Source organism: Erythrobacter ani, from assembly GCF_019204025.1.
Taxonomy (GTDB): Bacteria; Pseudomonadota; Alphaproteobacteria; order Sphingomonadales; family Sphingomonadaceae; genus Erythrobacter; species Erythrobacter ani.
On sequence record NZ_JAGSPB010000001.1, the window covers coordinates 330,228 to 351,379 of the forward strand.

Genomic DNA, 21,152 nt, shown 5'->3' on the forward strand with positions numbered 1-21,152 from the left:
CGGGACGTTGGAAAAACGCCGACTTGCCCGTGCATCCGCTTGCCGCTAAGCGCGCATCTTCATTGCGATTGTCTCTTTGGCAGAGCAAACCGAACGGGGCGGAAGGTCTTTCCTGAATGAGCGGCACAGGCGTGCAATCAGGCAATTACGGTATACCGGACGGCATTCTTGGCCTGACCGGTCCGGTCGCGAAACCGGCTCCCGGCAGCCTGCCCCTTCGCGGAGACCTCGCCCATATCGCGCTCGCCGGAACGCACCTAGCGGCGCATTATGTCGTCCCCCATGTCCGCACGATCGGCGATCAAGGCGCCGACCTTTATCTCGCCGCACGCGATGACAGCGAGATTATGCATCGCCTCGCCGCAGGCACGCGTTTCGAGCTTCTCGACTTCGCTGGAGAGTGGGCCTGGGGCTGTGTCGGGCCTGAAGGGCCAAGCGGCTATTGCAAGGCTGCTTGCCTTACCGATTGAACGCCGGGCGGAAGCCGTTACAAACCTTGCAATGACGACGCGCATTTTCATCGACGGGGCAGCCGGTACGACCGGCCTTGAGATCCGCGACAGGCTGAGGGGGCGGAACGAATTCGACCTGATCGTTCTTGACGATGCGCAGCGCAAGCAAGCCGAGCCTCGCAAACAGGCGCTGGTCGATGCAGATGTGGCAATCCTGTGCTTGCCGGACGATGCCGCGCGAGAGGCCGTGGCGCTCGCAAGCGGCAGTGATACGCGGATAATTGACGCCTCCTCGGCCCACCGCGTCGCGGAAGGCTGGACCTACGGCTTTCCCGAGCTGACTGGGCGGGACGCGATCGCTTCGGCGCAATATGTGGCAAACCCTGGATGCTATCCGACCGGGTTCCTGGCGCTGGTAGGCCCACTGGTAAAGGCTGGGCTCCTGCCGCTCGACTGGCCCTATACCGTCAACGCCGTGAGCGGATATTCTGGCGGTGGAAACGCACTGATCGACCGTTTCTGTGATGAAGGCGACATTGCATACCGCGCCTACGGTCTCGGATTGGGGCACAAGCATTTGGCCGAAATGCAGCATGTTGCAGGGCTGGCTTATCCGCCGGTCTTTTCGCCAAGCGTCGTGCACGCACACCGGGGTATGGTGGTCGATGTGCCTCTGCCCCTCTCAGCCATGACCGGCGCGACTTCGGCGGCCTTTCTCGAAGGGGAACTCACCGGTTTCTACGAAGAGAGCGAGATCGTAACCGTCCGCTCCGCTGCCGATTTACCCAATGAATTGCTTTTGCGTGAGGGCGCGAAGGCCTGGGACGGGATCGACCTGTTCGTCTACGATTCCCAAGACGGCGCGCAAGCGCGGCTCGTCGCCGTGCTCGACAATCTCGGCAAAGGCGCATCGGGTGCGGCTATCCAGAACCTGAACATCATGTGTGGCCTGCCCGAAACGACGGGATTGGCGCTCTCTCACGCTGAAGCATAGCGCACGGAACTGCCCATTTATTGGGCAGGCAAGGGCTGTAAACTGGGCAACGGATCGCAGCGCGGAACTATCTTTCGTAGCTGTCAGGGCAGCGAGCAAGACACTTGCGTCTGCGCGAGTATCAAGTAACTCGGTATGCTCGTCACTTGGCACGATTCTTGGTTATATAATTGCCAATAATGATACCGATCCGGGGGAAACCGCACACGTGAAGAAGATCGAGGCGATTATCAAACCTTTCAAGCTCGATGAGGTGAAAGAGGCGCTCCATGAGATCGGCGTGTCCGGCATCACCGTCACCGAGGCGCGCGGCTTTGGCCGACAAAAAGGGCATACCGAACTCTATCGGGGTGCAGAATATGTCGTCGATTTTCTTCCCAAGGTGAAACTCGAAGTCGTGGTCGCAGACGATCAGGCTGAACGCGTGGTCGAGGCCGTGGCCGCTGCGGCCCAGACCGGGCGGATCGGCGATGGCAAGATTTTCGTCAGCCCCGTTGAAACGGCGCTGCGTATCCGCACCGGCGAGACCAACGACGACGCGATTTGACGCCTGACTTTTGAACGATTCCCGCTCTCGCTCGTCATAGTGACGAGCTTTCCTCTCGAACTACCAGCTGGAGAACACCACCATGGCTAGCACCAAAGACGTCCTGAAACAGATCAAGGATGAAGAAATCGAATGGGTCGATCTGCGTTTCACCGATCCCAAGGGCAAATGGCAGCACCTCACGATGGCTGCAGGGGTCATGGATGAAGATGCGCTCGAAGACGGCCTGATGTTCGACGGCTCCTCGATCGAAGGCTGGAAGACCATCAATGAAAGCGACATGATCCTGAAGCCGGACATGGACGCGACTTATATCGATCCGTTCTCGGCCACGCCGATGCTGTCGATCTTTTGCAACATCGTGGAACCGTCCGATGGCCAGCTGTATTCGCGCGATCCGCGCTCGACCGCAAAGCGGGCCGAGGCCTATCTCGCATCGACCGGAATTGGCGACACTGTCTATGTCGGACCGGAGCCTGAGTTCTTCATGTTCGACGATGTCCGGTTCGAAGACGGCTATGCCGGTTCAGGTTATGCGATCGACGATATCGAGCTGCCGACCAACACCGGCAAAGAGTATGAAATGGGCAACATGGGCCACCGCCCGCGCGCCAAGGGTGGATATTTTCCGGTGGCACCGGTCGATAGCGCCATGGACATTCGCGGCGAAATGGTCGCGACGATGCTCGAAATGGGCCTCAACATGGACAAGCACCACCACGAGGTGGCCGCTGCCCAGCACGAGCTCGGCATTACGTATTCCTCGCTGACCACCGCAGCCGACCAGGTGCAGGTCTATAAATATGTCGTGCAGCAGGTTGCGCATGCTTACGGCAAGACCGCGACATTCATGCCAAAGCCGATCAAGGAAGATAACGGCAGCGGAATGCACTCGCACATGTCGATCTGGAAGGACGGCAAGCCAACATTCGCGGGCAACGAATATGCCGGGCTTTCGGAAACCTGCCTCCATTATATCGGCGGGGTCATCAAGCACGCGAAGGCAATCAACGCCTTCACCAACCCGACGACCAACAGCTACAAGCGTCTTGTGCCTGGTTTCGAAGCACCCGTTCTGCTCGCTTATTCAGCGCGCAATCGGTCTGCATCGTGCCGAATCCCGTATGGAGCAGGCGACAAGGCGAAACGGGTCGAATTCCGCTTCCCCGATGCACTCGCGAACCCCTATCTCGCGTTCTCCGCGCTGCTGATGGCCGGGCTCGACGGTATCGAGAACAAGATTCATCCCGGCGATGCCATGGACAAGAATCTCTACGACCTGCCGCCGGCCGAGCTTGCCGATGTGCCGACCGTGTGCGGTTCGCTTCGTGAAGCTCTCGAAGCGCTCGAAGACGATCACGAATTCCTGCTGAAGGGCGACGTCTTCTCCCAAGATCAGATCATCGCTTATTCCGAGCTCAAATGGGAAGAGGTCATGCGCCTCGAAACCACGCCGAGCCCCGTCGAGTTCGACATGTATTACAGCGCCTGATCGCTACGCGCTCTCAAACAAAAAGGGCCGTCCGGTGCGTTCCGGGCGGCCCTTTTCGTGTGGAGAGGCCCAACCTCCCTCAGTCGTATCAAGTGGCTGGAGTTAACTCTTTCATGAACCCGAGATTCGGCGATGCGAACCGGCCGATATTGGGTGATATGATCGGCAATTCGGAATCGGAAACGCCGAACCAACGCGCCAGAGTCGCAGAATATTCATCAACCGAAGTCGTCGGAAGCAGTCTGCCCCGTCCGACCTGATCTGCCGTCTCGACCGAAACCTGTGGCGCGCGGCCATAGAAACGCCCGCCATTCACATCGCCGCCCATGATAAAGTGGAAGCTACCCCAACCATGATCGGAGCCATCGCCGTTCGATGCAAGCGTCCGACCGAAATCCGATGCCGTGAAGGTCGTGACTTTATCGGCGACGCCAAGCTCTATCGTCGCGCGATAGAATGCATCGAGAGCAAAATCGACCTGCGCCAGCCGTCCCTCGTGCTGCCCGATCAGTCCGTCATGGTTGTCGAAACCACCGATTGAAACCATGAACACCTGCCGGGTCACACCCAGCGAACCGCGCGCGGCAATTAACGCGGCTACGGTGCGCAATTGGCCTGCCAGCGAGTTATCGTCTCCGAAATCGGTCGTGACCGCTGTCGAAGCGATCGCATCGTTCACGAAAGTGCCGTACTGGATCGAGCGATCGTTGATCAAAGCATGATCGGCGGCGAAGATGTTCCCGGTACCGGTTCGCAAGACGGTTTCCAATGCCGTAGCCGCCGCCTCCGAACGATAAAGGCGTCCGTTTCGGAGCGGCCGGAACAGCGTCGCGCCGTTTGCTGAAACCTGGTATGGAACGGCCTCGTCACCGCTCAGGAAGACCGCATTTCCAGTCGCGTTGATCGCGGTGAACATGGAATTGGTGTTCGACGATTGGGCGAGATCGCCCATGCGCCCGCCCCAGCCGGTGCGCGACCCCTCAGGCTGCGAACTTTGCCATGTCGATTGCTGATCGTTGTGAGAAAACAGCTTTGCGGGACGCGGCACGCTGCGATCGTCATATTGCGCGCGGGTAAGCGGTGCCTCCAGCGGTCCGACATTAAGCAGCGGCGCCATAACGCCCTCATCATAGCGCGCCTTCAGAAGCGGCATCGTAGGCGCGAGCGAATACGTGATGTCGTCCGTCAATGTCTGATCATCCGGCGTCATCAGCATCGTGGAGGCGAGGCTGTCACGCGCCAGCGCGATCCCGCCGCCAGCTTCCGACCCCCCACCGCCGCGGATATTGGAATAGCGGGCATAGTTGACCGGATCGAACGGGATCAGCGTATTCCCGTGGTCGTTGCCGCCATAGAGGAACACGCAAACCAACGCCTTGTAATCGCCGCCCGTAGAAAAGGCCGCCGCTTCGCCGATTCCTGCAAGCCCAAGCGCATAGGAGGAAGCACCGCCCATGGCCGCCAATTGCCCCGACCGGCGCAAGAATGCGCGGCGCGACAGTTCGATATCTTTGCCGATGTACATGTCCGCGCCCTTATTTCTGTACGAGGTAATCGGTTGAGGCCATCGTCAGCAGTATGCCGATATGAACCCTGCGAAGCTTGTCTTCCGTCGTGCTCATTTCATCGAGGACCACATCGTCCATCGCCGCCTTGATGATGTCCCGAACTTCCGTGGTCAGCTGGTTTGCCGTGAGCAAGAGATCGAGCCGGTCCAGCAATTGCTGGCTGTCATCGGCAATTGCGACCTCTTCCGAATAGTCCAGTTGCAAATCGCGAAAACGGTAGCCGCGCATCTCGATCGCGCGCTCCATGAAGTTCACATATCCCGCGACCGAGGTTTCGTTGACGATTTGGAACTCGGGCGCCAGCAGGCCGTTATCCGCTGCCTGCGAACCTGTCGGGAAATAGGACGGCCGAAAGAAATTGAAGACCGAAGGGGAGCGAAGCGGCGATTGCCCCAACTGGTCCGAAGCGTCGGAAAAATTCCCGACTTGCCAGTCACCGCTAATGGAGCTGACACCGAAAGTCCGACCCAACTGGACGAAGCGGAGCATCGGTTCTCGCAACTTGCCAAACCCTGCCGCCGTCACATTCGCAGGATTGAGAGCTTCGTCGTCGAGCAACACTGCCTTGAATACCGCTTTGAGATCGCCCCGCGTGCCGCTTCCGTTGTCATCGAACGCTGCAGCCACACGCTGGACATACCCCGGACTCGGATTGCTGGTCACCAGCCTCTGGATCATCTGCTTGCCGAAAAACGGCCCGACATTCGGGTGCTCGAACAAGTGATCGAGCGCCATCGTGAGACTATCGGCTGCGCTCGTACCGGCGGGGATGGTCATGCCGAGGAACTGCTTTTCCTCTTCAGCGTGGAAAGATCTGTCCCTTGGGTAGCGCCACTTGGCCGGATCGGCCGTCATGGGTTGGCGCGCGAATTCGGCATCCGGGATATCGCGGCTGCCACCCACTTCCGTTGTGAAGCCGATATCCGTGTAATCGAAGTCGTAGCCGGTGAACACTTTGGCGATGCCGGTCACATCATCGTTGTCGTAGGTTTCGATCGGCTCGCCGCCGGAGAGCCGCTGTGTCCCATCCGGATTGAGCTCGTACAGCCCGATGGAGAACAATTGCATGATCTCACGGCCATAATTTTCATCCGGGACGCGCCCGGTTCGGGGGTCGGCTTTCTTGTTGCCGCGCGTGTTGAGGAATACGCCCATTGCCGGGTTCAGCGTGATGTCCTCGATCAGATCCCGGTAATTGCCGAATGCATGGCGGTTGAGGATATCCCAGTATTCCCCAATGGCCGGGGATCGCCATGTCATATCGACCGAGTTCAACGACACGACGAAGAATTCTGACAGCGCCAGCGCCGCTCGTTTGCGAACGCTGCTTCCGCCGGTCATCAGCTGCGACCAGATCATACCGTCGCCTGTTTGCGCTGTATTGTAATGCTTCTCTGCGTTCACTTGGTCGAAATTGCGGCTGGAGAAGAACTCGCGGGCGCTCTGTGAATTCGAGCTTGCCATCTGCCGGTCGAGCCATGGCTCGTACCCTTGGGTCGTCACCTGCTCGATCGCGCCCGTGCTCACGGCAAAAGACGACTGGAGAAGGAACCGCGCAGCCTCGGCATCATTTTCGGGCCGCCGCACCACAGGCGCTGCAGGCCCCGGAGGGGGTGTGCCGACGGTGGGAGTACCGCCTTCGCTCGAGCCACCGCCGCCGCACGCGGCAGTAGCCATTGCCAGCCCCGCTACGCCTGCGGTTTTCGAAAGGGAAAATGATTCTGGTGTGTCGCCGTTGCTGGCGTTCTCGTCAGTCCGATGATCTGCAACGCAATCATCATCGGACACACGCTCAATGGTTGTGCTCAAAGCTAGTTTTCCCGCCATCTGACCCCGGCCACGAATTCATATTCGCCGCCAACCCAAGCTCGCCGACAATGGCTAAGCTCGCCTTTCGAACCATGGTTAATTCGATTGGGTGACCCTGCCTGCCGACGACCTCGGGGTATCACGAGCGAAAGGATATGCACCCGCATGGCGGCGAATTGCATGCTTAAACGGTTGACCTGAGTGGCCTTTTGGGGCGCATTTTTCCGGTGTGAAGTTAAGGTGTGTAGCGCGTAAGCTAACGCGAAATTCACGCCCAAGTGCACTCCCGCGCGCGTCCCTGACTGCAGCGGTCCGTGAACACCATCAACGGGTCGGCATAGGCGACGCTTGGTGACAGGCAGAGTTAGCTAAGGCAGCAAAGTGTTTTCCTACTTCGGTCTTTCGTGCCTAATTGCCCGGTCTCCCCTTAAGCTTTGGAGGCCTGTTGATGCCCGCACCCAAATCCCGAAAGATTCTCTTCGATACCATTCGATCCATGCTGAAGCGCAGTTTCCGCCAGTCCGAAGTCGATGCGATCGATGATGCGCTCGATGCGCTGGGCGAAGATGCGACAAAGACACCGCACGAAACCCCTTCAGCAATCGGGCCTCGCGGCACCGCGCTCATCAAACGTTTCGAGGGATGCGCACGGCTGAGACCGGATGGCTTGATTGAAGCGTATCCGGACCCGGGTACCGGGGCGGAGCCTTGGACTATCGGTTGGGGCGCGACCGGATCGGACGGGCACGGCGGCCGCATATCGGCCGGCACAGTCTGGACGCAGGAGCAGTGCGACACCAGGCTGACCAATGATCTCAAACGCTACGCCGCTGGCGTGGCGCGTGCAATCGGCGACGCCCCCACGACGCAGAACCAATTCGATGCCATGGTCAGCTTTCATTACAACACCGGTGCAATCGCACGCGCGACTTTGACGAGGCGCCATATCGCTCGCGATTACGAGGGCGCGGCAGGAGAGTTCGCCCGGTGGAACATCGCCGGAGGTCGCGTTCTGAAAGGGCTGGTCAGGCGACGCGCGGAGGAAGCCGCGCTTTACCGGCGTGAGGACTGATCAGGGATAGCGCGGAGACCTCACCGTTTTGGAACCGGCGATCAGCGCTGTAGTTGTTGTCCTCAATGGAGGATTTCTCATGCTGAAATGGTTCGCAACCACCGCCGCAATCGCGCTCATCGCCAGTCCAGCCGCTCTTGCGCAGGGTCAAGGCAATGGAAACGGTAAGGGTAACGGAAAGGGCGGCCCTCCGGTCGCTGCTGCGAAAGGCAATCCCGGCAATGGCGGTGGCAACAAAAACCGCGGCAACGGCAATGTCGGCAATCGGGGCGACTCGCCTGCGCAAATCCGGCGTGGCGGCGGCAATGGGAACCGTGAAGCAGGAAACCGCGGGGGTCCTCCCGTCCAGGTCGATCGTGGCAATGGCAATCGCGGCGGACCTGCAGTCGTGCGCGGAAATGGAAACCGCGAAAACGGGGGACGCGGCAATTCCGGTCGTAGAGATCGCGATGGCATCGACATCGATATCGGATTCGCCCCCGCTCTGCTCAGAGACACATTCGGGACGCGGACGCGCGTGATTGGCGGATGTCCGCCAGGCCTCGCGAAGAAGCGCAACGGTTGCCTCCCGCCGGGCCAGGCGAGACAGAGCTTTCGCCGGTACGATCCCGGTTTCTTCGGTCTGTTCGGCGCAGATGCTGGGCGCTTTTTATACAATGACGGGTATTTGCTGAGATACCGCGCTGATGGGCTGGCCGGGTTCGTCCCTTTGCTCGCAGGGGCGCTTGGCATCGGCAATGTGTGGCCCAGCGATTACGAGGCGCGCCGGCTCCCGCGATATTACGAAGACTTTTATGGCTTTGATGACCCCCGCGGTTATCGTTATGCCGACAATGTGATTTATCGGGTTGATCCGGAAACCGCTGCGATCACATCGGTGGCCGCGCTGCTTACCGGCGACGATATCATCGTGGGCCAGCCCATGCCGCGCGGTTACGACGTCTACAATGTCCCGTATGCTTACCGTGATCGTTACTATGACCGCCCCGGGGCCCGCTACCGCTATGCCGATGGCTATATCTATGAGATCGATCCGGAAACCGCCTTGGTCGCCTCTGCAATCGACCTTGCAATCTGAGAGAATTACACATGGCCCACAACTCGCCAAAGGCCGGTTTCATCGCCGGTATTACCCTGCTGCTTGCTGCATGTGGCAGCGAGACCGACGATATCGAAACCTCCGGCAATATCGCGGATCGATCTGGTGACGCGCTTTCGGAAATTGTCGGCGACGTAGGCGCAATCTCTATCGCGGCGGGTGCGTTTGAGCGGACAGGGCTCAAGGGAATTTTGGAGGGTGATGCCAGCTACACCGTGCTGGCACCGACGGACACGGCTTTCGACGGTCTTGGAGAGGATGCCAAAGCGGCGCTCGCAAGCGAAGACCGGGGCGCAATTGTCGCCGCTGTCTTGCGCGATCATATGGTACCCGGAGCCTTGACCCCCGACGCAATCCGTTCCGCCATCCAGGAAAATGACGGCGAGGTGAGCCTGGCAACCTTCGGCGCAGGAAACCTCACGCTCACGCTCGATGGCGAACAAATAATCATCCGGAATGAAAGCGGACAGAGCGCGCGTCTGACCGGCGAATCCATCGCCGGGAACAATGGCGTCATGATTCCGATCGATGCGGTTTTGGTAGATACATCGGCGCTACTCGGCGCGAGCGAATGATATCCCGCGAATGACCGTCAGTAGTCGCGGCTGATTTCCGCCAACACGCTGTCACGGCCTATCGTCGATACAGTTCCCAGCAGAGCAAGCCACCGTGTGACGCGATACTCGATCGAAGTTGCGCTGTACCCGCGCCCGTCCGTCACAATCTCGACGTAGACCCTGCGACCGATATTCTTTCCGAGCGCGACCCCGGTTTGCCGCCCGAGGGCAGGATCTGCGCTGACGATACGAAGCTGGTCGAGACCGATCGAGCGCCGCAACTCGCCGATAGGATCGATGCCCCCACCCCCTCCTCTGAGCGATGCGAGAGCGGCGCCCAACTGCACCGCGTCGGTTGCCGAAAGCGAAGTGACCGAGCCGCCGAACAGCAGCTGCGCCAGGATCTCTTCCTCTGGCAGCGTCGGCTCGGATGAGAAAGCGATTTCAGGCGCTTGCGCATTCCCGGTGATCGAGACGATCACATTCGTGCCGTTGGCGCTCGTTTCCGCTTCGATGTCGAGCCGTGGGTCGATCGGGACATTGGCATCGAAGGCGATGCGCCCTTCGGTCAGTTCGAACCGCGTTCCGGCGAAGGTGTAGTCCCCGCGGACCAATCGCGCCTCGCCTCCAAGGCGCGGATCATCCACCGTGCCCCGCAACGCGATATCCACGCCCCATTCGCTTTCCAGGCCGAGGCCGTCGACCGACACACGGCTGGGTGCGGAAGCGTTGATGAGATAGCGCCACGAATCCGACGCCGTCCGGGTCTGGGTGCCGAGACTATCCGGCCGGTTGATTTCCCGGGTTTCGATCTGCGGCAGAGACATGTCCTCCGCTGCTATCCCGAGCTTCCATGTTGCCCTGTCGATGGACACGCGGCCTGCGATCGTGCCCCCTGATCCGTTCGATACGATACGCAAAGGTCCGGTAATTGTGGCATCGAGACCATTGGCCGCCAGCAGCCTTGCATCGTTGGCGGCTGCGCGCAAATCGATCTGCGGTCCACGGTTCGCACCCATCGAAGCGAGGTCTACCGTTCCGCTACCGCTGACCGTGCCGCCCCCTCTCGTCGTGCCGGAGAATCGGGAAAGGACCAATCGCGAACCCGCGAAGCGTCCGCGCGCCGATACGTCGTCGATATCGGTGCCGGATACGGCACTTTGCAGGCGAAGGTCATCGCTCGCCAGACTGCCATTGATGCTCGGGTTTGCGAGGGTTCCGGTCGCGTTCGCGCTTACGCTGATAGGTCCGGTCAGGTCGAATGTCTCGATCGCTGCGAGACGCCAAAGCGCCGTGGCGCTACCATCATAGGCGAAGTTGGCATTGAGCCGTCCATTCATGATCCGGCGGGCAAGATCGTCACCCTCACCCAGCGCGGTTATGCGGGCGTCCAACCGCCCTAACGGATCATCGTCAACACGCAGTCGCGCGCCGAGCGTAAGGCTTTGGGCAGTCAGATCGGCCACGGCGAGGACGTCAATGGGGGTCGACGACAGAAGCAGGCCGGACCGTGTGAAATCGTCGATCCGCACTCTGGCGTTCGCGATCGGCGGGCCTCCGGCGCCTTGGGTCCATGTGAGAATACCCGACAAACGACCGCCGAGGCCGAGGTCAGCGCCTGCGAGATCCGCAAGCCGGAGCGGCATTTCGGCAAGCTTGGCGCTTAGTTGGGTTTCGCTGCCCCCGAATTCGCCTTCGAGGATCGCGAAACCGCGTGCGAACCCGATCTGGGTTGGCGCCAGGCGCCACCCGCCGCCTTCCTGCGCTGTAAGCACGGCGCGCCGCGGCATGGTGATATCTCGCCCGCCATATTCGCCGCGCGCATAGAGCGCGATCCGTTCCGGCGCGATATCACCGTCCAATTTGAGCGCAAACCCATCGCTACGCCGACCGGCAATCGAAGCGGTCACATCGCCAACACCGTTTTCGATGGATGCTGTTGCCGCGAAATTGGCGATTTTGAGTGCCCCGTATTCCAGGCCCCTGCCTTGTATGTCTGCCGCAACCCGGCTGCTGCCCTCGCGAAAAGTGCCGGATGCATCGATATCCGCGAAAGCTAGACCTATTGGCGTATCGCCGCCGAATCGAGCTTGGCGAGCGGCCATATCGACATCGAAGCTTTGGGCACCATTGCCTGAAGGCGACAGCGAGATCGTCCCGTCCAGCCCGCCGCCAGAAAGCGCGAGGTTGCCCGCGATCCCGGCGTCTTGCAGCGTCAGTTGCCCTGTCACATTCGTCCTGAAAATCCGCATCCGATCAACCGCGATGCGCGTTGGCGCGTCGGCGGGAAGGACGAGGCCGAGCGAACCTTCAAACGGGCCGAGAAGCGAACCGCCCGACGCATCAATGGCGAACCCATTGTCGCTGGGTGCGATCGCGAGCCGCACGTCTTTGAGCCCGGCAGCAGGCAGCGGATCGGCCAGCACCAGATTGGCGCGTGTCCCTTCTCCGCCGAGCTCTGCATCGACGGTAAACGGCCCGTATTCACTATGGCGCCCGGTCCCCTCCAACGAAGTCACACCGCCTGCGATCTGCGTATCGAACTCAGCCGTCAGCCGATCGCTCTCGAGAGAGACGTCGCGCAGCACGATCGGTTGATCGGCGGCCACACCGAAGGCACCTTCGAACGCTAGCGTTTGCCCGGCGACATTAGCGACGCTGGCATTCGAAACATCGCCCAGCTCTCCATCAAGGTTCGCGCGGACGCTCCAAGGGATATTGGTTCCGAAACGCGCCACGAGATCGGCCCTCGCATCGATCGTTCCAATATCATCCAGAACCAGATTGTCTGCGGTAACCGGGCCGGCGACAGCATAGACGCCTTGCGCCGTGTTTCCCCTGAGAGCGAGCACGCCTGTCAATCCCGGGAAGGTCACACGCGCATTGTCTGCATTCAATTGCGTACCCGCGTAGGTCAGTGTGCCTGTCAACGTGCCATCGTTCAGCCTCGGATCGACCAGTTCAATCCCGCTCACAACCTGTTCTACGCGGGCATCCAGCGGGAGAACAAATCTCTCGCCGTCGAACGTCGCGGTGCTTGATTGGGCGATACCTTCTATCAACGTGGTCCCGGCGGCGAGTTGCTCGACGGTAAGATCATGCGCGATGGTCAAATCGCGGAAGGGGCCGTCAATTGTCGCCGAAAGGCGTGCGGCTTGCAGGGTGAACGTCTCGCCAAGCAGGTCGGGATCGCGCAACACGACGCGTGCATCGAAATCGTCGAAACGATTGCCGGCAAGATCGACCGCACCATCGCCGCGCACGTCGAGCGCGGATGTGATCGCGGCAACGCGCCCGTCGAAGACGCTCTCCTCCAACGTGCCGCTGACGGCGAGCGACACTGCTTCACCAAGCGCCCGGCCGACGATCCCGCCGCTGCTGACCGGAGCGCTGATCTGGCCGAGCGCGCTGTAGGTCCCAGCATTGTTCGTCAGTCTGAGCGCCGCGACACGCTCTGCCTCTGAATCACGGCGCTGGCGCGTCAAGAGGGCATAGCCGATCCATTTCGACCATGTGCCATCGCCCTCGATCTGCGCGTCGTAAGCAGCATCGAGACCGGCTATCAAGGCGATCGGGCCATCCGCTGCGGCGTGATAGTCGAGCGAGATATCGAACTGATCGCCATCTGGTTCCGCGTCGAGGAGCAGCGCGAGCCGATCCTCGGGCCCGACGCGGCCATCCGCCTGAACCAGCGCGCGCCCAGAGCGAATATCGACCCTGCCGGTCAAATCGACGGTATGCGCCTGATCCCCCGCAATACCCGGAGCGAGGACAAAGCTGTCGATGACCAGCTCATCGACGCGGATGTCGAAATCGGGAAGCAGCGGAGCGTCGGGATCGCCCGGCAAAAGCTCGGGTAAACGCTCCAGCCGTCCGCGGCGCGCCGTCAACTCCCTTACATCGATACCGCTCCACAGGAAGGTCAGAGGATGCCAATCGAGCACGACTTCGGGGATGGTCAGAAATTCACCCTGCGGATCGCTGAAGATCACGTCGTGGAGGACAGCCTGGCCGTAAATATCGCCCTCGATCCGGCCCACTTCGAAACGAAGGCCCGATGCCGGTGCGATCTGAGCGATCTGTTCGGTCACAAAACGCTTCCCGATCGGTGAGCTCAGGAACAACGCGGCGAGCACCAATGGCAGCAGCAGGATGGCCATGGCCCAGCCCGCTCGCTTGGCCCAGCGGCGTTTGCGCTTGCGAACCGGAGTGTCCGCATCGCCTTGCGCCATGACGTCTTCTTCCGCCATCAGAATGCCTGACCCAGACTGACATACACAACGACCGGCGCATCGAATTCAGTCGGATTAAGCGGCGCCCCTACGTCGACGCGGATCGGTCCGAAGCTGGTCTTGTACCGAATGCCTATACCTGCGCCATATTGGATGACACTGAAATCCGGCCGCGAACTGCGAGCAACGGAGCCTGCATCGACAAACGGAACGACTTCAATAGCTCCATCAAGGAAACCTGTCTGAATTCGCGCTTCGAGAGACAATTCTACAACCGAGCCGCCGCCCAGCGCTTCACCGAACTCATCTCTGGGTCCGATCGCCTGGAACGCGTATCCGCGCACCGACCCGCCGCCGCCTGCATAAAGTCTGCGCGATGGCGCAATTTCGAAAGCCTCGGCACCGACGATGGCCGCGGCGCGAACTCTTCCAGCGAGCACCGTTGTGCCGACTTCCTGGTAGTAGCTCGCATCGGCCTGAGTGCGCACGTAATAGGTGGTTTCGCCCAACGATCTCGACACTTCGGGCGCGGCAAAACCCGTGATCCGGTAGCCGCTCGTCGGGTCGAGCAAGTCGTCGCTCGCATCGAGCGTCGCGCTGCCAAACAGGCTACCGATCGTATAAACCTGGCGCGGACCAGGTTCACCTTCCTCGACGCGGTTGCGTTCATCGGTGTAAAGCACCTCCGCGCCGACCTGCCAGCTGAGCGGCTTCTGGAAAAGCAGGTTTGACACTCGTTCGAAAGTCCCGCGCAAACCAAGGGTACGTGCGTCGACTGCTTCGGTTTCGATATCGCTCGCATAGGTATCGACAGTCAGCACCTGGTCGCGGTCGCGAAAGTTGTTCTTCTTGTAGGTCACACTGGCGAGCTGTTCGCGCGTACCGAGGATGCCGCGCAACCTTAGCGCACCTTCGGGCGGGAACAGGTTGCGGTGTTCCCAGCTAGCCTCCAACTTAAGCCCATCTTCGGTGCCGTAGCCGATAGCGCCCGCAATGGTTCGCGTGGGAGCACGGTCAAACTCGACATCGAGGGCAACCTGGCCCGGCTCTCCCCCTTCCGGCGGCTCTATCTCGCGCGGCGTGACCGCAACGCTGGTCACCAGCCCGGTGGCGATCACAGCGCGCCGCAAATCGGCTTGCAGGCTCGTCTGGTACACATCGCCGTTGTCGAACCGCGCGATCCGCGAAAGATGGCGTCCGGAAAGAAAGTCGGGGTCGGAGCTCTGCACTCCTCCGAATACATACTTGCCGCCGGGCTGCACCGGAAGCGACAAATCACCTTCATTGCGAGCATGATCGACGAGCAATGACGGTGCATCGACCTCGGCGAAAGGATACCCGCTCTCGCCAAGAGCCACGCGCAAATCGAGTTCTTCTTCTACGATCCTGTCGGATTGAAGGGGATCGCCGCTTTCAATCGCGAAGCTCGCCCGCAATTCTTCACTGTCGGGGGCGCTGACCAGATCGCCCAGGTCGATTGCACCAAAGGAATATCGCTCGCCCGGAAGAATATCGAAACGCACCTGCGGATCGATGTCGGCGCCCGCTATATCGCCATTGTCACCGCGCCTGCCGCCAGACAGCTGCCGCGCGACCTCACCGCCGTAATAGCCATAGGTGCGCAGCATCTCGAGCAGCAACTCCTCATCCGCCCGCGCCCTTGCGGCGAGTTGCGGAACGGTATCGTCGCCGCTCTCTAGCGCCTCGACGGTCGACAAAGTCCTGAACCTCTCGAGGAAATTGGTGCGTTCAGGAAACGCATCGTTGTCGGCTGGAAATGCGAGGATCAACTCGTCGCTGACCTCGAATTCCTCGAGCTCGGGAAACTGCATGAGGTCCGGCGCATCGATTTCGGCCAGCACTTCGCCGTCGGGATCGGGCTCCAACCTCTGAGGCTCCGGAATTTCAAACCCGTCGAGAGTCGCCGCGATGGCCGGATCGGGAGCATCTTCCAACCCGTCTTCTGCAGCCTCCGCGACCGCTTCGGGGTCCACCTCGGCTCGCTCAGGCTCGCCTACGCCCTGCCTCGCCCAATCTTCCGCCTCCTCGACGGCGCTTTGCGGGATCAGCTCATCGAGTGTTGTGCTGGTAGGAACCTGCACCCTTGGCGGTTCAGGGGCCGCGGCCGGTTCCTCCTCTTGCGAGCTAACGGTTTCCTGCTGGGTTTGCGCACTGACCCCACCATGCACGAGCATGCCCGCAGCGCAGAGCCCGCTCGCCAGGAGAAGATCTAATTGTAAAAGTGGCAAATATTAGCTCGCGGGAAATTTGACCGGTTGCCCGTCTTTACCCCTTGCGCCACCCAAGGTTCCAGCCTTTTCGCCGCGAGGTGCAGTCGCCTTGGCGATTAGCTTGCTCTGTTCTTCGCGGTCCATCCGCTGCCAACCGTCCCGCGTAAGACGTTCGAGCGGACGGTAGCGGACTTTATATTGCATTCGCGGCGAGCCCTCGACCCAATAGCCGAGATACACATAAGGGAGCCGGTCCTGCGCCGCGCGCTGGATATGGTCGAGGATGATATAATTGCCCAGACCCGCGCGGCCCTCGTGGTCGGGATCATAAAACGAATAGATCATCGACAGGCCGTCGCCCTGGCGATCGGTCAGGCATGCGCCGACCAATTTACCCGGTTCGCCGTTCGTCGTCGGCTCGCGATATTCGATGACCGTGCTGGTCACCGGCGTATGCTCGATCATGTCAGCGTAATCGAGTTCGTCCATGGCGGACATCCCTCCATCAGGGTGTCTGACGCTGAGATATTTAGCGAGAAGCTCGAACTGCTCGTCGGTTGCCCACGGACGACATTCGGTCACGACAAGATCGGAATTGCGCCTGATCTCACGCTTTTGTGTGCTCGAAGGTTTGAACTCGCAGGCGACGACCCGCACCGACACACACGCCTGGCAATCGAGGCAACTCGGGCGATAGGCCACTGTCTGGCTGCGCCGAAAACCAATCCGGCCAAGCGCTTCGTTAAGTTGGTCCGAATGCGCCCCCTTCAGCTCCGTGAAGACCTTACGTTCCTGCCGGTCGGGCAGGTACGGGCACGGTGCCGGACTGGTCACGAAGAAACGGGGAAAGCGGATCGGGGCCGTCACGGGATTGGCTGCGTCCTCTGGCTGGAAGAATCGATTCTGTATTTGTTAAGGCGATGTTATGCCTTTTCAGGCCGGGCGGTAAAAGACCCTTAACCATGAAACAGGGTGAATAAAGGCTTAGTTTGCACAATACGGCCAGCGTCCAGGCGCTGGTCTCGAATGCCCCCGCTTCGTGAATCCGTTCCGCCGATGCCGCTCGACTACTCCGGCATTCTAGTTCAATTCGACAAGCTGGACGTCGTATTTCTTGGCTCGCAACCCTTCGACCAGCCGCTCGACCTGCTCCGCATCGCGCGCTTCGCATTCGATGTCGGTAATCAAGCCCTTCGCCGGCAGCGAGGTGAATATCCGCTGGTGATAGATTTCGATGATGTTGACATTGTGCGCATCAAACAGGCGCATCACCTTGAACAGGGCACCCGGACGATCCTGCAGCGTGATGCGCAATCGGGCGAGACGCCCCTGGCGCGCCAGATCGCGCAAGAGGACATTTGCGAGCAAACGGGTATCGATGTTCCCGCCGCAGAGGACGAGGCCGATGGTCTTCCCGGCAAAGCGTTCGGGGTTGCTGAGCACCGCGGCGAGGCCCGCCGCGCCTGCGCCCTCGACAACGGTCTTTTCGATCTGGAGCAGGAGCGATACCGCTTTTTCCAGCGATGGTTCGTCAACCAGCAGGATATCGTCGACACGCTCGGCGATGACCTTGCTCGTGAACTCACCCGGTTTCTTGACCGCGATGCCTTCGGCCAGGGTGTCCCCGCCGCAATCGTGGCTCTCTCCCTTTATCCTGTCGAACATGCTCGGAAAGAGCGCGGCCTGGACACCGACAACCTCGATATCCGGATCGGCCGCGCGCGCGACAGTCGCCATGCCTGAAATCAGTCCGCCTCCGCCAATCGGCGTCACCAGGCAATCGAGCTTTGGCTGAACCTCCAGCATTTCGAGCGCTACGGTGCCCTGCCCTGCAGCGATAAGCGGATCGTCGAACGGGTGGACAAACGTAAGGCCCATTTCCTGCTCAAGCTTGCGTGCATGGGCGTGCGCCTCGTCGAAGGTTTCGCCATGCAGTACGACCTTGCCGCCGACGCTCTCGGTCTGCATGACCTTAACCGTCGGTGTGGTCTTCGGCATCACGATATGGACCGGCACGCCAAGACGGGTGCCGTGATACGACAGGCCCTGGCTATGATTACCGGCAGACGCCGCGATGACGCCGCGCCTCTTCTGCTCGTCGGTAAGGTGCAAAAGTGCGTTGAGCGCACCGCGTTCCTTGTAAGCAGCGGTGAACTGCAGATTTTCGAACTTCAGCCAGATCTCGGCACCGGTTATTTCCGAAAGCGTGATCGAATGCATCATCGGCGTTTTGACGACCGCACCTTCGATCCGGGCGGCGGCGGCGCGGATGGTGTCGATGGTCAGTTCATCGGGGCTGGCTGTGCTCGCCGCGAGCGGGGCTATCGGTGCGGTGTTGGCTGTCATGGTGCTGGCGGGATTAGGCTTTCGCGCGGCCAAGGGCAATTCGAATTGCCGACCCCTGTGCGAAGAATTGCTTTCATCCGTGCGACCGCCGCTCGGAGACCTGAAAACTCCGACGGTCCGATTGGCTTCTCATGTGAAACGGATTAGGGCTGCGGGTCATGACTTCACCGCTATCAATCGCATTTCTCGGCCTCGGCGTGATGGGCGGCCCGATGACCGGACATCTTGCCCGCTCAGGTCACCGCGTAACCGCCTTCAACAGGTCCGAAAAGCGTGCTGCGCGCTGGCAAGAGACCTGGGCGGAAGAGGGGCTTGAGATCGCTTTCGCCAAAACACCTGCCGAGGCTGCGCGCGAGGCGGATATCGTCTTCATCTGCGTCGGCAACGATGATGACCTGCGCGAAGTCGCGCTCGGCGACCGAGGCGCGCTCGCGGCGATGCGCTCCGGATCGCTGCTGGTCGATCACACAACCGTTTCGGCCGACATGGCTCGCCACCTGGCGAAAGAAGCCGGGGCCTGCGGCATCGAAACGCTCGATGCCCCGGTCAGCGGCGGTGAGGCAGGAGCGGTGAACGGACAGCTCGCGGTCATGTGTGGCGGATCATCCAAAGCCATGGACCGCGCCCGGCCCGTGATGGATTGCTATGCGAAATCAATCGTCCATGTCGGCCCCAGCGGTGCGGGGCAGACGGCGAAGATGGCCAACCAGATGTGCATCGCCGGCGTGCTCGGCGGCCTGTCGGAAGCGATCCGGCTGGCAGAGGCCGCGGGCCTTGATCTTGGCAGGACGTACGAGGCGATCTCCGGCGGTGCAGCGCAAAGCTGGCAGATGGACAATCGCTGGAACACGATGACGGCTGAAAAATTCGATTTCGGCTTCGCTATCGACTGGATGCGCAAGGATCTCGGTTACGCGCTCGACGAAGCGAAAAGGCTCGGCCTGTCGTCCCCGATCACTGCGCTGGTGGATCAATTCTATGCCGATGTGCAAGCGGCGGGAGGCGGCAGGCACGATACCAGCGCGCTGATCACCCGCCTTCCCAAAGGCGCTTCTGAAAACACCCGCATTCAAGGATGAACACGATGCGATTTCTGACCCGCGCGATGGCCGCAGCGGCGGCGCTTGTTACGGTGCCTGCATCAGCAGACACGCTGATCGACAATGTCGATGGAGTGACCGTTTCCGAAACCGGTGAGATCGTCCGTTTCACCGGCCTCGTCTTCGACGACAACGGAATTGTAACGCAGGTCCTGGACCGTGAAGACGAGCGCCCCAGAGATATCGAATTCGGCATCGACGGCGAAGGCCGCGTGATGCTTCCCGGAATGATCGATGCGCATGTCCACGTCATGGGAATCGGGTTCGGTGCGTTGCTGCTCGATCTGTCTGACACGACCTCGCTCGAAGATGCGCTGGCGAAGATCGCCGCTTTCGCAGAGGAAAATCCCGGCAGACCATGGATATTGGGCCGGGGCTGGAATCAGGAGAAATGGGGCCTTGGCCGCTTCCCAACCGCAGAGGAGCTGGATACAGCTGTGCCCGATCGTCCGGTTTGGCTGCAGCGCGTGGATGGTCATGCCAGCTGGGCCAACACCATCGCCATCACTGTCGCCGGTGTCACAGGCGCGAATGAAGACCCCGTCGGCGGCCGCATCATTCGCAAGGCGGGCAGCCGCGATCCATCAGGCGTCTTCGTTGACGCAGCGGAAGCGGTTATCGCCAAGGTAGTGCCCGCACCCCGCCCCGAAGACCGTGACGCCGCGCTCACAAAAGCGCAGGAAATCCTGCTGGCAAACGGGATCACGGCTGTTGCCGACATGGGTACCAGTATCGAGGATTGGCAAACCTTCCGCCGCGCGGGCGATGCAGGACGGCTCGGGATCCGGATCATGTCCTACGCCACCGACGCCGATACGATGGACCTGATCGCTGGTCCGGGACCAACCCCGTGGCTGTATGACGACAAGCTTCGTATGGGCGGGATCAAGCTGTATCTTGATGGCGCGCTCGGCTCGCGCGGGGCAGTCCTGAAGGCTCCTTACGAAGATGAGCCGGAAACAACCGGCCTGCCGCTGCTTACGCCCGCGCAGCTGCGCAACCTGATGAGCCGCGCCGCGCTCGACAATTTTCAGACCGCCATTCACGCCATCGGGGATGCGGCCAATTCCGAAGTTCTCAATGCGATCGAGGAGCTTTCCGAGACATATGAAGGCGACCGGCGCTGGCGGATCGAACACGCGCAAATCGTCGACCCGGCAGATCTCGAGGAATTCGGCAAGCATGGGGTAATCGCTTCCATGCAGCCGCTGCACCAGACGTCAGACCGAACGATGGCGGAGGCTAGGCTGGGTCCTGACCGGCTGGACGGCGCCTATGCCTGGCGCAGCGTGTTGAAAGTCGGCGGGAAGCTGGCGTTCGGGTCCGATGCTCCGGTCGAACCTGCGGACGCCTTCGCGGGGCTCGCAGTCGCAATCAGCCGCACCGACGCGAACGGAGAGCCGTTCGGCGGATGGCTGCCAAGCGAAACCGTAAGCCGCGAAGCAGCGCTGAAGGCCTTCACCGCTGATGCGGCCTATGCCGGTTTCGCAGACGGCCGGTTTGGGCGTCTTATACCAGGGGAGCGGGCCGATTTCATCTTGGTCGACCGCGATCCGATGCTGGCATCTCCGGCAGACATTCGCGAAACCAAAATCCACGGGGTGTGGGTCGGTGGCAAACGGGCGCGCTGAACAGACGTCGTTCAATGACTCG

15 protein-coding genes are annotated in these 21,152 nt (G+C 60.8%); 9 read left to right on the forward strand and 6 right to left on the reverse strand.

Annotated elements, in window-relative coordinates:
* The first annotated feature begins 116 nt into the window (after nt 1-116).
* From KCG45_RS01660 to glnA, 4 genes are all read left to right on the forward strand, one after another.
* Nucleotides 117-470: a hypothetical protein gene (locus KCG45_RS01660; RefSeq protein ID WP_218315408.1), complete on the forward strand. Its 354-nt coding sequence runs from the start codon at nt 117-119 to the stop codon at nt 468-470.
* Between the two features lie 31 nt (nt 471-501).
* Nucleotides 502-1,446, forward strand: a complete 945-nt coding sequence (gene argC / locus KCG45_RS01665; protein WP_218315409.1) for an N-acetyl-gamma-glutamyl-phosphate reductase — start codon at nt 502-504, stop codon at nt 1,444-1,446.
* A 208-nt stretch (nt 1,447-1,654) separates the two neighbouring features.
* Nucleotides 1,655-1,993, forward strand: coding sequence for a P-II family nitrogen regulator (locus tag KCG45_RS01670; protein WP_218315410.1), 339 nt, complete (start codon nt 1,655-1,657; stop codon nt 1,991-1,993).
* Between the two features lie 82 nt (nt 1,994-2,075).
* On the forward strand, nt 2,076-3,485 hold the full coding sequence (gene glnA, locus KCG45_RS01675) for a type I glutamate--ammonia ligase (RefSeq protein WP_218315411.1): 1,410 nt from the start codon (nt 2,076-2,078) through the stop codon (nt 3,483-3,485).
* Nucleotides 3,486-3,573: 88 nt separating this feature from the next.
* On the opposite strand, the gene KCG45_RS01680 is transcribed toward glnA, so the two are convergent.
* Nucleotides 3,574-5,010 (reverse strand): DUF1501 domain-containing protein, encoded by a 1,437-nt coding sequence (locus tag KCG45_RS01680; protein WP_218315412.1) that lies wholly within the window; start codon nt 5,008-5,010, stop codon nt 3,574-3,576.
* 10 nt (nt 5,011-5,020) lie between these two features.
* Nucleotides 5,021-6,862, reverse strand: coding sequence for a DUF1800 domain-containing protein (locus tag KCG45_RS01685; RefSeq protein WP_255547900.1), 1,842 nt, complete (start codon nt 6,860-6,862; stop codon nt 5,021-5,023).
* Nucleotides 6,863-7,310: 448 nt separating this feature from the next.
* On the opposite strand from KCG45_RS01685, the gene KCG45_RS01690 reads away from it, so the two are divergent.
* From KCG45_RS01690 to KCG45_RS01700, 3 genes are all read left to right on the forward strand, one after another.
* A complete protein-coding gene (locus KCG45_RS01690) occupies nt 7,311-7,934 on the forward strand; it encodes a lysozyme (RefSeq protein WP_218315414.1) in 624 nt (207 codons plus the stop codon).
* A gap of 79 nt (nt 7,935-8,013) precedes the next feature.
* On the forward strand, nt 8,014-9,012 hold the full coding sequence (locus KCG45_RS01695; protein WP_218315415.1) for a hypothetical protein: 999 nt from the start codon (nt 8,014-8,016) through the stop codon (nt 9,010-9,012).
* An 11-nt stretch (nt 9,013-9,023) separates the two neighbouring features.
* Nucleotides 9,024-9,608, forward strand: coding sequence for a fasciclin domain-containing protein (locus KCG45_RS01700; protein WP_218315416.1), 585 nt, complete (start codon nt 9,024-9,026; stop codon nt 9,606-9,608).
* Nucleotides 9,609-9,625: 17 nt separating this feature from the next.
* On the opposite strand, the gene KCG45_RS01705 is transcribed toward KCG45_RS01700, so the two are convergent.
* The 4 genes from KCG45_RS01705 to KCG45_RS01720 form a co-directional block, all read right to left on the reverse strand.
* On the reverse strand, nt 9,626-13,840 hold the full coding sequence (locus KCG45_RS01705) for a translocation/assembly module TamB domain-containing protein (RefSeq protein WP_218315417.1): 4,215 nt from the start codon (nt 13,838-13,840) through the stop codon (nt 9,626-9,628).
* Complete coding sequence (locus tag KCG45_RS01710) at nt 13,840-16,017, reverse strand: autotransporter assembly complex protein TamA (RefSeq protein WP_218315418.1); 2,178 nt, start codon at nt 16,015-16,017, stop codon at nt 13,840-13,842. Before KCG45_RS01710 ends, KCG45_RS01705 begins: the two co-directional genes overlap by 1 nt.
* A 57-nt stretch (nt 16,018-16,074) precedes the next feature.
* Complete coding sequence (locus tag KCG45_RS01715) at nt 16,075-16,920, reverse strand: arginyltransferase (protein ID WP_218315419.1); 846 nt, start codon at nt 16,918-16,920, stop codon at nt 16,075-16,077.
* Between the two features lie 213 nt (nt 16,921-17,133).
* Nucleotides 17,134-18,399, reverse strand: coding sequence for a threonine ammonia-lyase (locus KCG45_RS01720; RefSeq protein WP_218315420.1), 1,266 nt, complete (start codon nt 18,397-18,399; stop codon nt 17,134-17,136).
* Nucleotides 18,400-18,557: 158 nt separating this feature from the next.
* Between KCG45_RS01720 and KCG45_RS01725 the strand changes: the two genes are divergently transcribed.
* Together KCG45_RS01725 and KCG45_RS01730 are read left to right on the forward strand one after the other, a co-directional pair.
* Nucleotides 18,558-19,478 (forward strand): NAD(P)-dependent oxidoreductase, encoded by a 921-nt coding sequence (locus KCG45_RS01725; protein WP_218315421.1) that lies wholly within the window; start codon nt 18,558-18,560, stop codon nt 19,476-19,478.
* A gap of 5 nt (nt 19,479-19,483) precedes the next feature.
* The gene (locus KCG45_RS01730) at nt 19,484-21,130 is read left to right on the forward strand and encodes an amidohydrolase (RefSeq protein ID WP_218315422.1); all 1,647 of its coding nucleotides are present in this window, start codon (nt 19,484-19,486) and stop codon (nt 21,128-21,130) included.
* Nucleotides 21,131-21,152 lie beyond the last annotated feature (22 nt).